15 protein-coding genes are annotated in these 15,084 nt (G+C 62.6%); 5 read left to right on the top strand and 10 right to left on the bottom strand.

The window, feature by feature from the left end:
• Position 1 precedes the first annotated feature (1 nt).
• The 5 genes from PSEST_RS18570 to PSEST_RS18550 form a co-directional block, all read right to left on the bottom strand.
• The gene (locus PSEST_RS18570) at positions 2–382 is read right to left on the bottom strand and encodes a RidA family protein (protein WP_015278475.1); all 381 of its coding nucleotides are present in this window, start codon (positions 380–382) and stop codon (positions 2–4) included.
• A 104-nt stretch (positions 383–486) separates the two neighbouring features.
• Positions 487–2,595, bottom strand: coding sequence for a bifunctional GTP diphosphokinase/guanosine-3',5'-bis pyrophosphate 3'-pyrophosphohydrolase (spoT, locus tag PSEST_RS18565; protein ID WP_015278474.1), 2,109 nt, complete (start codon positions 2,593–2,595; stop codon positions 487–489).
• 60 nt (positions 2,596–2,655) lie between these two features.
• Positions 2,656–2,919: a DNA-directed RNA polymerase subunit omega gene (gene rpoZ, locus PSEST_RS18560; RefSeq protein WP_015278473.1), complete on the bottom strand. Its 264-nt coding sequence runs from the start codon at positions 2,917–2,919 to the stop codon at positions 2,656–2,658.
• A 115-nt stretch (positions 2,920–3,034) separates the two neighbouring features.
• Positions 3,035–3,655 carry a guanylate kinase gene (gene gmk, locus PSEST_RS18555; RefSeq protein WP_015278472.1) on the bottom strand — a complete coding sequence of 207 codons (621 nt, stop codon included), beginning with the start codon at positions 3,653–3,655 and terminating at the stop codon, positions 3,035–3,037.
• Positions 3,656–3,724: 69 nt separating this feature from the next.
• The gene (locus tag PSEST_RS18550) at positions 3,725–4,588 is read right to left on the bottom strand and encodes a YicC/YloC family endoribonuclease (protein ID WP_015278471.1); all 864 of its coding nucleotides are present in this window, start codon (positions 4,586–4,588) and stop codon (positions 3,725–3,727) included.
• Positions 4,589–4,739: 151 nt separating this feature from the next.
• On the opposite strand from PSEST_RS18550, the gene rph reads away from it, so the two are divergent.
• Both rph and PSEST_RS18540 read left to right on the top strand, forming a co-directional pair.
• Positions 4,740–5,462: a ribonuclease PH gene (gene rph, locus PSEST_RS18545; protein WP_015278470.1), complete on the top strand. Its 723-nt coding sequence runs from the start codon at positions 4,740–4,742 to the stop codon at positions 5,460–5,462.
• A gap of 17 nt (positions 5,463–5,479) precedes the next feature.
• On the top strand, positions 5,480–5,848 hold the full coding sequence (locus PSEST_RS18540) for a DUF4870 domain-containing protein (RefSeq protein WP_015278469.1): 369 nt from the start codon (positions 5,480–5,482) through the stop codon (positions 5,846–5,848).
• A gap of 70 nt (positions 5,849–5,918) precedes the next feature.
• Here PSEST_RS18540 and PSEST_RS18535 read toward each other — a convergent pair whose 3' ends face one another.
• The gene (locus tag PSEST_RS18535) at positions 5,919–6,698 is read right to left on the bottom strand and encodes an exodeoxyribonuclease III (protein WP_015278468.1); all 780 of its coding nucleotides are present in this window, start codon (positions 6,696–6,698) and stop codon (positions 5,919–5,921) included.
• 85 nt (positions 6,699–6,783) lie between these two features.
• On the opposite strand from PSEST_RS18535, the gene pyrE reads away from it, so the two are divergent.
• From pyrE to PSEST_RS18520, 3 genes are all read left to right on the top strand, one after another.
• Positions 6,784–7,425 carry an orotate phosphoribosyltransferase gene (gene pyrE, locus PSEST_RS18530; RefSeq protein ID WP_015278467.1) on the top strand — a complete coding sequence of 214 codons (642 nt, stop codon included), beginning with the start codon at positions 6,784–6,786 and terminating at the stop codon, positions 7,423–7,425.
• Between the two features lie 20 nt (positions 7,426–7,445).
• Positions 7,446–8,039 (top strand): DUF4124 domain-containing protein, encoded by a 594-nt coding sequence (locus PSEST_RS18525; RefSeq protein ID WP_015278466.1) that lies wholly within the window; start codon positions 7,446–7,448, stop codon positions 8,037–8,039.
• Between the two features lie 201 nt (positions 8,040–8,240).
• On the top strand, positions 8,241–9,716 hold the full coding sequence (locus PSEST_RS18520; RefSeq protein WP_015278465.1) for a DUF3360 family protein: 1,476 nt from the start codon (positions 8,241–8,243) through the stop codon (positions 9,714–9,716).
• A 57-nt stretch (positions 9,717–9,773) separates the two neighbouring features.
• Here PSEST_RS18520 and argB read toward each other — a convergent pair whose 3' ends face one another.
• From argB to coaBC, 4 genes are read right to left on the bottom strand one after another with little or no spacing between them, the layout of a single operon-like run.
• The gene (gene argB, locus PSEST_RS18515; RefSeq protein ID WP_015278464.1) at positions 9,774–10,676 is read right to left on the bottom strand and encodes an acetylglutamate kinase; all 903 of its coding nucleotides are present in this window, start codon (positions 10,674–10,676) and stop codon (positions 9,774–9,776) included.
• A 15-nt stretch (positions 10,677–10,691) separates the two neighbouring features.
• The gene (locus PSEST_RS22535) at positions 10,692–13,265 is read right to left on the bottom strand and encodes a phosphomannomutase/phosphoglucomutase (RefSeq protein ID WP_015278463.1); all 2,574 of its coding nucleotides are present in this window, start codon (positions 13,263–13,265) and stop codon (positions 10,692–10,694) included.
• Positions 13,266–13,306: 41 nt separating this feature from the next.
• Positions 13,307–13,762, bottom strand: a complete 456-nt coding sequence (gene dut, locus PSEST_RS18505; RefSeq protein WP_015278462.1) for a dUTP diphosphatase — start codon at positions 13,760–13,762, stop codon at positions 13,307–13,309.
• Position 13,763: 1 nt separating this feature from the next.
• Positions 13,764–14,972 (bottom strand): bifunctional phosphopantothenoylcysteine decarboxylase/phosphopantothenate--cysteine ligase CoaBC, encoded by a 1,209-nt coding sequence (gene coaBC, locus PSEST_RS18500; RefSeq protein ID WP_015278461.1) that lies wholly within the window; start codon positions 14,970–14,972, stop codon positions 13,764–13,766.
• Positions 14,973–15,084: the final 112 nt, after the last annotated feature.

Genomic DNA, 15,084 nt, shown 5'->3' with positions numbered 1-15,084 from the left:
ATCAGTCGATGACCAGAACCGCGTCCATTTCCACCTGCGCGCCCTTCGGCAGCGCGGCGACACCGATCGCGGCACGAGCCGGGTACGGCTGCTGGCAGTAGCGGCTCATCACCTCGTTGACGGTGGCGAAGTTGCCGAGGTCGGTGAGGAAGATGTTGAGCTTGACGATGTCCTTCAGCGAGCCGCCTGCTGCTTCGGCCACTGCCTTGAGGTTTTCGAACACCTGCACGGCCTGCGCTTCGAAACCTTCCACCAGCTCCATGCTCTGCGGATCCAGCGGGATCTGCCCGGACAGATAGACGGTATTGCCGGCTTTGATGGCCTGGGAGTAAGTGCCAATGGCGGCCGGGGCCTTGTCGGTGTTGATCACGGTCTTGCTCATGGAAACTCCTCTGGAAATTGCGCAACGGGCCGCCAGCATAATGGCTGGCGGCAGGAGCGGCCAGCCGTGGCGTTTTGCTGATGGGTCGAAGTCGACGGGGGAGGTCAGGCCTTGACGCGGGTGATGCGGGTGACGCCCTTGATGGCGCGCAGCTTCTTGATCACCCGGGCCAGATGCACGCGATCATGCACGCTGACCACCAGCTGGACGACGCTGATGCGGCCGTCGCGCTCGTCCATGCCGATCTTCTCGATGTTGCCATCGGCAGCATTGACGCTGCCGGCCAGCAGCGCGATCAGGCCGCGCTGGTGCTCCAGCTCGACGCGCAGCTCGACATTGAACTCGCCGGTGACATCCTTCGACCACGACAGCTGGATGCACTTGTCCGGGTTGTGGCGCACATCGGCGATGTTCCGGCAGGTTTCCAGGTGCACGACCATGCCCTTGCCAGCCGACAGGTGCCCGACGATGGGGTCGCCCGGGATCGGTGTACAGCACTTGGCGTAGTTGAGCACCAGCCCTTCGGTACCGCGAATCGCCAGCGGGCCTTCGAGCGCTGGCGCCTGCTCGTCGTCGCGCAGGATCAGCCGGCGCGCGATCACATAGGCCATGCGGTTGCCCAGGCCGATGTCTTCCAGCAGATCCTCGACGTATTCCATGTGGTACTCGGTGAGTACCTGCTGGATGCGTTCGGGACTGATCTTTTCCAGGCTGGTCTCGAAGCCGCTTAGCGCCTTGCTCAACAGGCGCTCGCCGAGGTTGATCGACTCCGAGCGGCGCTGCAGTTTCAGTGCGTGGCGGATATGCGTGCGCGCCTTGCCGGTGACGACGAAGTTCAGCCAGGCCGGATTCGGCCGCGCGCCCGGTGCGGTGACGATTTCCACCGTCGAGCCGCTTTCCAACGGTTGTGACAGCGGCGCCAGACGGCGGTTGACGCGACAGGCGATGCAGGTATTGCCGACATCGGTGTGCACGGCATAGGCGAAGTCGACGGCGGTGGAACCCTTGGGCATCTCCATGATGCGGCCCTTGGGGGTGAAGACGTAGACCTCGTCGGGGAACAGGTCGATCTTCACGCTCTCGATGAATTCCAGCGAGTTGCCGGCGCGCTGTTGCAGCTCCAGCACACCCTTGACCCATTGCCGGGCGCGGGCATGGGTGCCCTTGGGTACTTCGTCCTCGGGGGACTTGTACAGCCAGTGCGCGGCGATGCCGTTGTTGGCCATCTCTTCCATCTCGCGGGTGCGGATCTGGATCTCAATGGGAACGCCGTGCATGCCGAACAGGGTGGTGTGCAGGGATTGGTAGCCGTTGGCCTTGGGGATCGCGATGTAGTCCTTGAAACGGCCCGGCAGCGGCTTGTACAGGCTGTGGACCGCGCCGAGCACGCGATAGCAGGTGTCGGCCTTGTCCACCACGATGCGGAAGGCGTAGACGTCCATGATCTCGTGGAACGCCTTGCGTTTGCCGCGCATCTTCTTGTAGATGCTGTACAGGTGCTTCTCGCGCCCCAGCACCTCGCCGTCCAGACCTTCGCGCTCGAGGCAGTGGATCAGCGACTGTTCGATCTTCTCGACGATCTCGTTGCGGTTGCCGCGGGCGCGGCGTACGGCGGCGCGGATGCGCTCCGAGCGCATCGGATGCATGGCCTTGAACCCCAGATCCTCGAACTCCACGCGCATGGTGTGCATGCCCAGCCGGTTGGCGATGGGCGCGTAGATCTCCAGGGTTTCCTTGGCGATGCGCCGGCGCTTTTCCCCGGCCAGCACTTCCAGCGTGCGCATGTTGTGCAGGCGGTCGGCGAGCTTGACCAGGATCACGCGAATGTCGCGGGCCATGGCCATGGCCATTTTCTGGAAGTTCTCGGCCTGGGCTTCAGCCTTGGTCTCGAAGTTCATCTGGGTCAGTTTGCTGACCCCGTCAACCAGCTCGGCCACGGTTTCGCCGAACTGCGCGACCAGGGCTTCCTTGGGAATGCCGGTGTCTTCGATGACGTCATGCAGCATCGCGGCCATCAGGCTCTGATGGTCCATATGCATGTCGGCGAGGATGTTGGCTACCGCGAGGGGATGGGTGACGTAGGCTTCACCGCTGCGCCGGCGCTGCCCGTCGTGGGCCTGCTCGGCATAGAAGTAGGCGCGGCGAACCAGGTTCACCTGGTCCGGGCCTAGGTAGGTCGATAGGCGATCCGCAAGCGCGTCTATGGCTGGCAAGACAATGCTCCTTGCCAGCAGGCTTCGATGTTATCGGTTCGACTTCGACCTGGCATTTATTCAGATGGCCTCGTTCGGCTCTTCCTCGTACTGGGTGAAGAGCGGTTCGTCGTCGACGATCTCGTCCTGTGCAATGACATCGTAGTCGACCAGGCCGGAAGCGATTTCGCGCAGGGCGACGACGGTCGGCTTGTCATTTTCCCATGGGACCTTGGGCTCCTTGCCACCGGTGGCCAACTGGCGCGAGCGCTTGGTAGCGAGCATGACCAGCTCGAAGCGGTTATCGACGTTGTCCAGGCAATCTTCAACGGTAACGCGGGCCATGGTGTTCCTCATCAGTAGCGGTAGAGCGTGCCCGAATGGGCGAGCGGACGGAGTAGTCTAAAAAATCACCAGCCTTAATGGAAGCGCTGTTTCTGCGGGCTGTGCGCCAACCGAGCTACGCCAGCAGTTCGCCGAGCAGGCGGGCATGGCGTTGCTGCTGGGTCGTCTGTATCAGCTGGTTGGCGCGGAAGATCGATTGCAGGTCGATCAGCGCGTGCGCGAAGTCGTCGTTGATCACCAGGTAGTCGTACTCGACGTAGTGGCTCATCTCGCTGACCGCTTCGCGCATGCGCTTCTCGATGATCTCGTCGCTGTCCTGACCGCGGTTGTTAAGACGTTGACGCAGGGCTTCCTGGGTCGGTGGCAGGATGAAGATCGACTTGGCCTTTGGCATCAATCGACGCACCTGCTGCGCGCCCTGCCAGTCGATTTCCAGGATCAGGTCGAAGCCTTCGGCGAGGGTGTCTTCCAGCCAGCGCTGCGAGGTGCCGTACAGGTTGCCGAATACTTCGGCATGCTCTAGGAATTCGTTGCGCTCCAGCCGGGTGACAAAATCCTCACGACTGACGAAGTGGTAGTTGACCCCGTCAACCTCGCCCGGGCGCATGGCGCGGGTGGTGTGGGAAACCGACACCCGCACCTGCGGTTGTGCATCGACCAGCGCCTTGACCAGGCTGGTCTTGCCGGCCCCGGAAGGCGCGGAAACGATATAGAGCGTACCGGTGGTGGCGGACATGACGGGTTCCTGGAAAGCGCTATGAATGCTGTGGGACAAAAATAGACCAGCCGCCAAGGCGGCTGATGGTTATTCGAGGTTCTGCACCTGCTCGCGCATCTGCTCGATCAACACCTTGAGGTTGACCGCGGCCTGGGTGCTGCGCGGGTCGAATGCCTTCGAGCCGAGGGTGTTGGCTTCGCGGTTGAGTTCCTGCATGAGGAAGTCGAGGCGTCGTCCGGCCGCACCTCCGGTCTTGAGCACCCGGCGCACTTCCGTCACATGGGTGCTGAGGCGGTCGAGCTCTTCGGCGACATCACTCTTCTGCGCCAGCAGTACCATTTCCTGTTCGAGACGCTGCGGCTCGAGTTCGGCGCGCATCTCGGCGAAGCGGTCGAGAACCTTCTGACGCTGGGCTGCAAGCATCTGCGGCACCTGCTCGCGCAGCGTGGCGACTTCTTCGAGGATGCTGTCCAGGCGCTCGTTGAGCAGCTTGGCCAGTTCCTCACCCTCGCGGCGGCGGCCTTCCTTCAGCTGTTCGAGGGCGTCGTGGAACAGTTGCAGAGCACTCTGGTTGAGCGCCTGCGGGTCGAGCGCATCGCCAACCAGCACGCCTGGCCAGCTAAGCACCTGCAGGGGATCGATGGCCGCGGGTTGGCTGATCAGCGCAGCAACGCTTTCGGCGGCCGCGATCAATTGACTGGCGCGTTCGCGGTCGACCTGCAGCGCGGTGCGGTTGTTTTCTTCGGCGAAGCGCAGGGTGCATTCGACCTTGCCGCGCGAGAGGCCTTTGCGCAGGGCATCGCGGACCGCGCCTTCGAGGTCGCGGAAGGCTTCCGGCAGGCGCAGGTGCGGCTCCAGATAGCGATGGTTGACCGAGCGGATTTCCCAGCTGAGGGTGCCGTGGGTGCCGGCCTGCTCGCTGCGGGCAAAGGCCGTCATGCTGTGGACCATCGGGGATACCTCTCGAATGGGGGCTGCGAAAGGCGGAGGATTGTAAAGTAAAACCAGCCATCACTGCAGCGATGGCCAGACGGCCGCGACCCTTTTCCGTGGTAATGGGCTCTATAATGCCGTTCACTTTCTTCTCTAGCAGGACGTATCCATGAAGCGACCCAGTGGCCGTGCCGCCGATCAGCTGCGCTCGATCCGCATCACCCGCAACTACACCAAGCACGCCGAGGGTTCGGTGCTCGTTGAGTTCGGCGATACCAAAGTGATCTGCACGGTCAGCATCGAAACCGGCGTTCCGCGCTTCCTGAAAGGGCAGGGTCAGGGCTGGTTGACTGCGGAGTACGGCATGCTTCCCCGCGCTACCGGTGAGCGGAACCAGCGTGAGGCTTCGCGAGGCAAGCAGGGTGGACGCACGCTGGAGATCCAGCGTCTGATCGGTCGCTCGCTGCGCGCCGCTCTGGATATGAGCAAGCTTGGCGAAAACACGCTGTTCGTCGATTGCGATGTGATCCAGGCCGACGGCGGTACCCGCACCGCATCGATCACCGGTGCCATGGTCGCGCTGATCGATGCGCTCAAGGCGCTGAAGAAACGTGGCGGTCTGAAGTCGGGCGACCCGATCAAGCAGATGATCGCGGCGGTTTCGGTTGGTATCTATCAGGGCGAGCCGGTGCTGGATCTGGATTATCTGGAAGATTCGGCGGCCGAAACCGATCTGAACGTCGTGATGACCGACGCGGGCGGCTTTATCGAGGTGCAGGGCACGGCCGAGGGGGCACCGTTCCATCCTGAGGAACTCAATGCGATGCTGGCTCTGGCCCATGATGGCGTGCGCCAGCTGTTCGAGCTACAGCGCGCGGCGCTGGCGGACTGAGCAAGAGGTAGCGCGAAATGACCGATCAGGATCTTGTGCCGTTACCCAGTCGCGAAGCGCGCCAGTGGGCGATGTTCTGCCACTATTCGGCGTTCTTCTGGTTTCTGGCGCCGATGATCGGCAACGTGATCGGTCCGCTCATCGTCTGGCAGCTGAAGAAGGAGATGGATCCCTTCGTCGATCAGCAGGGTAGGGAGGCGCTGAATTTTCAGCTGACCTTCAGCATCGCGATGATGATCTGCGGAGTGCTGGCCTGGATCCTCATCGGCTTTCCGCTAATGGTGTTGGTGAGCGTGGTGGCGCTGGTGCTGGTGGTGATCGCCGGCATTCGCGCCAACGAGGGCAAGCCCTACCGCTATCCGTTCTGTTGGCGGATCGTCAAATAGGACTGCTTCGGCCCTTTGGTTGACAGCTGAACGGCGGCCGACACATTTCGCGCCGGTCGCCAATGCGGGCTTACAGGCTCAGCGTCCAGTCGTAATCGACGATCAACGGCGCGTGCTGGGAGAAGCGCGGCTGGCGCGGCAGGCGCGCGCTGCGTACGAAGCGGCGCAGGCCGGAGGTGAGGATCTGATAGTCGAAGCGCCAGCCGAGGTTGAGCATTTCGGCTTGCTCGGTATCCGGCCACCAGCTGAACAGATCACCCTCGCGATTGACCTCGCGCAGCGCGTCGATATAGCCCATGTTGCCGAAGATCTCGTCCAGCCAGGCGCGCTCGGGCGCGAGAAAACCCGGATCCTGCTGGCAGTCGCGCCAGTTTTTCACATCGAGCTTCTGATGGGCGACGTATAGGGAGCCGCAGTAAATGTACTCGCGGCGCTTGCGGCGCTGCTTGTCCAGATAATGGGCGAAGTCGTCCATGAACTTGAGCTTGTGGTTCAGATTGGCGTCGCCGCCATGGCCGGACGGCACCAGCAGGCTGGCAATGCTGACCTTGTCGAAGTCCGCCTGCAGATAGCGCCCGTAGCGATCGGCAGTTTCGAAGCCCAGTCCGGTAATAACCGCTTTCGGCTGCAGCCGGGAGTAGAGCGCCACGCCTCCCTGCTCCGGAATCTCGGCATCGCAGGCATAGAGAAAATAACCGTCCAGCTGATAGGCCGGATCGTCGAGTTCCAAGGCAGAGGCGCGGGTATCCTGCAGGCAGATGACATCGGCATTCTGCGCTTGCAGCCAGCTGAGCAATCCTCGCTGTGCCGCCGCTTGAATGCCATTCACGTTGACACTGATGATCCGCATAAATGGCCCCTAAAAACACGTGCGTGTATGATAACCCAAGCTCTCCGCAATTAGCTAAAACAGTGGTTTTCCGGGAAATTTCTTCATGCAGGCGTACCAGCGCGAGTTCATCCGCTTCGCCATCGAGCGCGGCGTGCTGCGGTTCGGTGAGTTCACTCTCAAGTCGGGCCGCACCAGCCCATATTTCTTCAATGCCGGCCTATTCAACAGCGGTGGCGCGCTGGCTCAGCTCGGGCGTTTCTACGCTTCGGCAGTGATGCAGAGCGGTCTGGATTTCGATGTGATCTTCGGTCCGGCCTACAAGGGAATTCCGTTGGGTGCCGCGACCGCCATTGCGCTTGCCGAGCAGCATCAGCGCGACCTGCCGTGGTGCTTTAACCGCAAGGAAGCGAAGGATCACGGCGAGGGCGGCACGCTGGTCGGTGCGCCGTTGGCTGGTCGTGTGCTTATCGTCGATGACGTGATCACCGCAGGCACCGCGATCCGTGAGGTCATGCAGATCATCCAGGCACAAAACGCCGAGGCGGCCGGTGTGCTCATTGCCTTGAACCGCCAGGAAAAAGGGCAGGGCGAACTGTCGGCGATTCAGGAAGTTGAACGTGATTATCGAATGCCGGTAATCAGTATTGTGTCCCTGGAACAAGTACTGGAATATCTCGCCGATGACGTTCAACTAAAACAATACCTGCCGGCGGTACAGGCTTACCGCGAGCAGTATGGAATCTGAACTAGGATAGGTATTCATTCATGCGTATTTCGGTAGCCGGTCGTTCGCTGCTCCTGCTGGGTATCATGTCCCCGGTATTGGCCTCGGCTGCCGAGTTGTATCGCTATGTTGATGAGCGTGGGGTAGTCGTGCTCGATCGCCACGGCGTGCCGCCGCAGCATATCTCCCGCGGCTACCAGGTGCTCAATGAGCAGGGGCGGGTGGTGCGTGAGGTGCCGCCGGCGCCCACTGCCGAGGAATTTGCCCGGTTGCAGGCGCAGAAGGCGCGCGATGCGTCGGATGCGCAATTGCTGCGGCTGTATGCCAGCGTCGAGGATGTAGAGCGGGCTGAAACGCGCAAACTTGCCGAACTGGACAGCGTGATTGGCTTGTCTCAGGGGAACCTGCAGTCAATCCGCAACCAGCGCAGCAGCCTGCAGAAGCAGGCTGCCAATCACGAGCGAGCCGGGCGCAAGGTGCCCGACAATCTGATGGCGCAAATATCGAATCTGGAGAAGGAAGAACATGGTCTGTTGCGCGATCTCCAGCGCTTCGAGAAGGCTCGCACCGAGGCCAAGGTAAGCTTCGCTGATGACCGCCAGCGCATCGCTGAGCTACTTGGCCGGGCTCGATAAGCGAGCGTTTGGCTCTGCTCTAGTCCAGGCTGTAGAAGCTGTTTCTTCCATTCCTTATGGCCAAGCGCCATCTTTCGGAACCTAATGTGTAGCTTGCTTGCTATCACAACGGCCGCTCTATCTCAATAGTTTCAAGGTAGGGATGAGTTCAAGAGGGGCAGTCTGTACCGTTGCGCAAATTTTTCGGTATGGCTGACTAGCATGAATGATAGGGACCTACGCAGTTATCAGGAGCTTCACAAGCCGAAGGGAAATTTCGCAACTCGCTCTGAGTACCTGGAGCACGAACTGGAGATCATGGCGCCGAAACGTTGGGGCATAAACCTGCCGTTTCGCGACTATCGTTTCGAGTACGAAGACTGGGTGCCAGCCATGGCGGCGACCATCGGCAAAATCGTCATGGTGGCAGCGGTAGTCGCTGCGTTCGCCGGGCCGATGGGCCTGTCCAACGAGTTCGTCATCGAGAACGCCCGCTACGAGATGCTGATCGCCGCGGTGCTGTTCGTGGTGCTGTTCTCCGGCTTTCTCAATCCCACCGCCAACCTGGCCGGTACCCACGGCCCGCTGATTCCATTGATTCCGTTGATCGTCGCTTCGGGCGGACACCCGATGGCGTTGGGCATCATGGTCGGGGTGCTCGGCTTCACCCTGGGGGTGTTCAAGGGTGGCAGTCTGCTGGCGCGGCTGACCAGTGATGGTGTGTGCGGCGGCCTGTTGCTCTACCTAGGTTTCATCGGCATCACGTCGCAGATCAAGAAGCTGTTCGGCTGGGCTGACAGCTTCGACATGGGCTACATCGCCTTCGTCGTGGTCTTCGCGACCATTGTGATGTACGCCTATCTCGAGCATATCCGCATGCGTTGGCTGGCGATTCCGCTGGGCTCGGCCCTGGCTGCGCTGATCGCGTTCGTGATGGGCGCCCCGTTCGAATTTACCACCGAGCCGGGCATACCCAATCTGAATCCGATGTACTGGTGGGGCGAGACCACGGGCTGGCAGATTGGCCTGCCGGACCTGCATCATTTCATCGCCGTCGCGCCGTTTGCCGTGTTGGCGGTAGCGATGTGGTCGCCGGACTTCCTCGGCCATCGCGTGTTTCAGCAGCTCAACTATCCGCCGAAGGCGAAGAAAGTGCTGATGAATATCGACGACACCATGTGTGTGGCGGCCGCGCGGCAGATCGTCGGCACCTCGTTGGGTGGCGGCAACCTCGCGTCGTCCTGGGGTACTTTCATGGTGCCGGCCGCGATCGCCAAGCGGCCGATTCCCGCCGGTGCATTGCTCACCGGCCTGCTCTGCGTGGTCGCGGCGTTGTGGGGCTATCCGATGGATCTGGCCATCTGGCCGCCGGTGCTGAGTGTGGCGCTGATGGTCGGCGTGTTCCTGCCACTGCTGGAAGCCGGCATGCAGATGACCCGTGAAGGCAAGACCTCGCAGTCGGCGGCCATCGTGATCTTTTCCTCGGCGCTGGTTAACCCGGTGTTCGGCTGGTCGCTGACCGTGCTGCTCGACAACCTCGGGCTGATCGGTGACAAGGAGCGCGGTCAGTCGCTGAGCCACCTGCATCGTTGGGTGATCCCGACGATCGTGTTCATCGTGCTGTGCGCGGTGATGCTGGGTATCGGCATGTTCCCGGGTATCCCGGCGATGCTCGAGTCCTTCCGCATCGATCTCTGAGTTTCGAACGCGCGATAAAAAGGGGAGCCCAGGCTCCCCTTTTTCGTTGCGTTGCTGTCAGCGCTGGCCGTTGGTGATCAGCGTGCCGACTCCGACGTCGGTGAAGATCTCCAGCAGCACTGCGTTGGGCACGCGACCGTCGATGATGTGCGCGCTATTGACGCCACCCTGCACCGCTTCCAGGGCGCAGCGGATCTTCGGCAGCATGCCGCCGTAGATCGTGCCGTCAGCGATCAGCGCGTCGACCTGCGCAGTAGACAGTCCGGTCAGGACGCTGCCCTGCTTGTCCATGAGGCCGGCGATATTGGTCAACAACATCAGCTTCTCGGCTTTCAGCGCCTCAGCCACCTTGCCGGCGACCAGGTCGGCGTTGATGTTGTAGGACTCGCCGTTCTCGCCCACGCCGATCGGTGCGATCACCGGGATGAAGTTGCCTTTGACCAGCATCTCCAGCAGTTCCGCGTTGACCCCGGTAACTTCGCCGACATGGCCGATATCGATGATTTCCGGCTTGGTCATCTCCGGCGTCTGACGGGTCGCCTTGAGCTTTTTCGCGCGGATCAGGCCGGCGTCCTTGCCGGTCAGGCCGATGGCGCTGCCGCCATGCTGGTTGATCAGGCTGACGATGCTCTTGTTAACCTGGCCGCCGAGGACCATCTCCACCACGTCCATGGTCTGGCTGTCGGTGACGCGCATGCCGTCGATGAAGTGGCTTTCGATGTTCAGGCGCTTGAGCAGGTCGCCGATCTGCGGACCGCCGCCGTGCACCACCACCGGGTTGATGCCTACCGCCTTCATCAGCACGATGTCCCGCGCGAAGCCGGTCTTCAGCTCCTCGCTTTCCATCGCATTGCCGCCGTACTTGATGACCAGCGTCTTGCCGACGAACCGGCGGATGTAGGGCAGCGCCTCGGACAGTACCTTGGCGAATTGGGTGGCAGCTTCACGGCTGAGGGTCATGCAGGGCTCCGCAAATCAGAACGGCAGTTTGAGGTCGGGTGCAACGTTGAGCAGCTGTGCGCGGAAAACATCCTGAATACGGCTGAGTTCTTCCTCGCTGTCGGCCTCGAAGCGCAACACCAGGACCGGTGTGGTGTTCGATGCGCGAATCAGGCCCCAGCCCTTGGGATAGTCGACCCGCACACCGTCGAGGGTGATCAGGTTGGCTTCGCCCCACTGAGCGTCGCGTTGCAGGGCGTCCATGATGGTGAATTTGCTTTCCTCTGTCACCGTGATGTTGATCTCCGGTGTCGAGATATCGCAGGGGAACGCAGCGAACACCTGCTCGGCGTCACGCTTGTCCTGGCTGAGGATCTCCAGCAGGCGCGCGGCACTGTAGATGCCATCGTCGAAGCCGAACCAGCGCTCCTTGAAGAAGATATGGCCGCTCATTTCGCCAGCCAGCAGCGCGCCGGATTCCTTCATCTTCTTCTTGATCAGCGAGTGACCGGTTTTCCACATCACCGGGCGACCGCCGTAGCCGCTGATCAGCGGGGTCAGGCGGCGGGTGCATTTGACGTCGAAGATGATGTCGGCGCCGGGATTGCGTGAAACGACGTCCTTGGCGAACAGCATCAGCAGGCGGTCGGCATAGATCATGGTGCCGGCGTTGGTCACCACCCCTACGCGGTCGCCATCGCCGTCGAAAGCCAGACCTAGATCGGCCTTCTCCGACTTCACCTTGGCGATCAGATCGACCAGGTTCTCGGGCTTGCCCGGGTCCGGATGGTGGTTGGGGAAGTTGCCGTCGACATCGCAGTACAGCGGGATCACGGTGCAGCCCAGCGCCTCGATCATGCGCGGGGCGATGACGCCAGCGACGCCGTTGCCGCAGTCGACCACCACCTTCATCGGCTTGGCCATGGCGATGTCGCTGCGAATCTGCTGGAAGTAGCGTTCAAGCACGTCGACCTGCTCGACCTTGCCGACACCGCTGGAGAGATCGTTGTTCTCGATGCGTTTGCGCAGGGTCTGGATCTGTTCGTTGGCCAGGGTGTCGCCGGCGATGACGATCTTGAAACCGTTGTAATCCGGCGGGTTGTGGCTGCCGGTAAGCATCACACCGGACTTGCCGGCGAGGATGTTCGCTGCGTAATAGAGCACCGGAGTCGGCACCATGCCGATATCGCTGACGTCGCAGCCGCTGTCGAGCAGGCCCTGGATAAGGTGCTGGACCAGTTCGGGACCGGACAGCCGTCCGTCGCGGCCAACCGACACATTGGGTTCACCCTTGGCGAGGCTTTCGGACCCGATGGCGCGGCCGACCCAGTAGGCGGTTTCGGTGGTCAGGCTGTCGCCGACGACGCCGCGGATGTCATAGGCGCGGAAGATACTGGCTGGCAAGTTCGGGGCTTTGGCGCTGCTCATTGCGGTTTCTCGCTCCTTGGTGTCGAGGCCAAAAATGTCCTGGTCCTCGTCGAGAATATCGATGTCGAGAATATCGGTCTCCGGCAAGCGCGGATCGACGTACTCGGTAGGTTTGGCGGGCCGAACGGCGGGAGCCGCGGCGGGTGCCTGGGTCGGAGCCGGTCCGGCGGGGCGGACGGGCAGTCGGACCATGTTCCTGGCCAGTGCGTCGAGGACCGGCAGGCTCAAGGCCGGTACTTGGATGGTCTTGCCGGTAGAGAGTTCCTGCAACAGGCGGCTGATCTGCATTACGTCTTCGCGCAGCTTGCGTTGCTGACTGCCAAGCACCAGTTGCAGGCCGATGAGCATGCCGGCGAGTGCCAGCAGCGCGGCTCCAATCAGCAACAGCGGTGAGAGCGTCGCCTGCGCGGCTTCGCTGCCGGGGAGGTAGACCAGTTTCCAGTTGGCGTTGCCGCTGGAAAGGGTCACTGCTGTGGCACCCTCCGCCGGCGCGCCGCGTTGCAGCAGCAACTGTTCCTGTGTGCCGGAAAACTGCTGAGTCAGGCGCAACTGGCCAGCCTCGGCGGGCAGCGCCGGCAGCGTCGCGAAAAGACGCTCGAGGTCGCTGACCAGCAGCAGGGTGCCGCGTATCGCTTGCTGACCCTCCGCACGCAGCGGCACGGCGCTGTACAGCAGCCAGCGGTTGTCGACCTTGTAGGCTTCCGGCGCCGGTGACTGGCCGGCTTCGACGCGTTGTAGCAGGTCGAGCGCTGCGAAGTTAAGCGGCCCCGGGCGATTGGTATCCGGTACGGCTCTGCCTCGTATGTTCAGGTGGGCATCGACAACGCCGGGCAGCTGCAGCAGACGCTCTTCGGCATCGCGTCGGCGCTCGGCATCGCCGCGCAGCACATCGGCCAGTTGCTGGCGGTCCACCAAGGCCTGAGTCTCGGCCCGCTGTTGCCGCAGTGCCTGCTGCAGCGCACCGGCCTGGCTCTGGCCCCAGGCTTGGGAAAGTTGCGCCTGTTGTTGCTGTTGCGCGTTTTGCAGGCCCAGCCACAGTAGCGCCGCGGCTGCGCCCAGGCCGATCAGGCCGCTGGCAAGGCCGCCTAGCAGTGGTTTGATGGTGACGCCGGCGGGCTTGGTACGGGTACTGGCCGGGTTCAGTACGCCTGAATCCTTGGCGGTGCGCTTGAAGAGTGCCATGAAGCTCCTCGGATCATCCTGAAAGGTAAGCGGTGCGTTACTCAGTGACTGCCGGAGTGCCCAAAGCCGCCGGCGCCGCGATCACTGCTGTCGAAACTGTCGACCAGCTCGAAGCGGGCCTGCACCACCGGCACCAGCATCAGCTGTGCGATGCGTTCGCCAACGGCGATGGTGAAGGCGCTCTGGCCGCGGTTCCAGCAGGACACCATCAGCTCGCCCTGGTAGTCCGAGTCGATCAGCCCGACCAGGTTGCCGAGCACGATGCCGTGCTTATGGCCCAGGCCCGACCGCGGCAGGATCAGTGCTGCGAGTCCGGGATCGCCGATGTGAATGGCCAGTCCGGTTGGAATCAGCAGCGTCTGGCCCGGTTCGAGGACGGTGTCCTGCTGCAGCATGGCGCGCAGGTCGAGCCCAGCCGAGCCCGGTGTCGCATATTCGGGAAGGGGGAAGTCCTGGCCGAGGCGAGGGTCGAGAATCTTGGCTTGGAGTGCGTGCATGTCAGGACTCTTTGTAGCGGTCGGCGATAAAGGCCACCAGCGCGCGGGCAATGTGTCCCTTGCTGGCCTGGCCGAAGCGGGTTTCATGTTGCTGGCGGTCGATCACGCTGACCGCATTGTCTTCGCTGTTGAAGCCGATGCTGGGGTTGGCCACATCGTTGGCGACGATCAGGTCGAGATTCTTGTCGCGCAGCTTGCGCGTGGCGTACTCCAGCAGGTTCTCGGTCTCTGCGGCGAAACCAACACAGAACGGGCGGTCCGGGCGGCTGGCCAGGGTGGCGAGGATGTCCGGGTTGCGTACCATCTGCAGCAGCAGGCCGTCACCGGTGCTGGGATCTTTCTTCAGCTTGTGCGGAGCCACCACTTCGGGACGGTAGTCGGCGACAGCGGCGGCGGCGACGAGGATGTCGCAGGGTATCGCCGCCTCGCACGCGGCGAGCATGTCGCGCGCGCTGACCACGTCGATGCGCTGCACGCGATCGGGCGTCGGCAGGAATACCGGGCCGGTCACCAGTGTGACCCGGGCGCCGGCTTCGGCGGCCGCCTCGGCCAGGGCGAAGCCCATCTTGCCGGAGCTGTGGTTGGTGATGTAACGCACCGGATCGATGTTTTCCTGGGTCGGCCCGGCAGTGATCAGCAGGTGTTTGCCGGTCAGCAGCCCGGTTGCAAAGCAGTCCGCGGCGGCCTGAGCGAGTTCGTCCGCCTCGAGCATGCGGCCCATGCCGACATCGCCGCAGGCCTGGCTGCCGGAACCGGGGCCGAACAGGCGAATACCGCGCTCCAGCAGCAGTTCACGATTGGCCTGCGTGGCGGGATCGGCCCACATCGCCTGGTTCATGGCCGGTGCCAGCGCGACCGGGGCGTTGGTCGCCAGCACCACGGTGGTCAGCAGGTCATTGGCGATGCCCTGGGCGAGGCGGGCCATGAGGTCGGCGGTGGCCGGGGCGATCAATATCAGGTCGGCCCAGCGCGCCAGTTCGATGTGCCCCATGGCCGCTTCGGCGGCGGGGTCGAGCAGGTCCAGATGGACCGGGTGACCGGAGAGTGCCTGCAGGGTGAGGGGCGTGATGAACTCGCGCCCGCCCTGGGTCATCACCACCCGGACTTCAGCTCCGTGGTCGCGCAGCCGGCGGACCAGTTCGGCGCTCTTGTAGGCGGCGATGCCGCCGCCGACGCCCAGGACGATGCGTTTACGATACAGCCGCTGCATAGGCCTGCCTTGTTGACTTGTAGGGACTGTCCGGAGTGAGAACCAGGTCAGAACACGCCCGATACCCCGGAAAAATGACGGGCTAAGATAGCACAGCGCCCACAGCGGAAAA

Source organism: Stutzerimonas stutzeri RCH2, assembly GCF_000327065.1.
Classification (GTDB): Bacteria; Pseudomonadota; Gammaproteobacteria; order Pseudomonadales; family Pseudomonadaceae; genus Stutzerimonas; species Stutzerimonas stutzeri_AE.
Note: the sequence above shows the minus strand (reverse complement) of the source record. Positions and strands in the feature narration are given on the sequence as shown.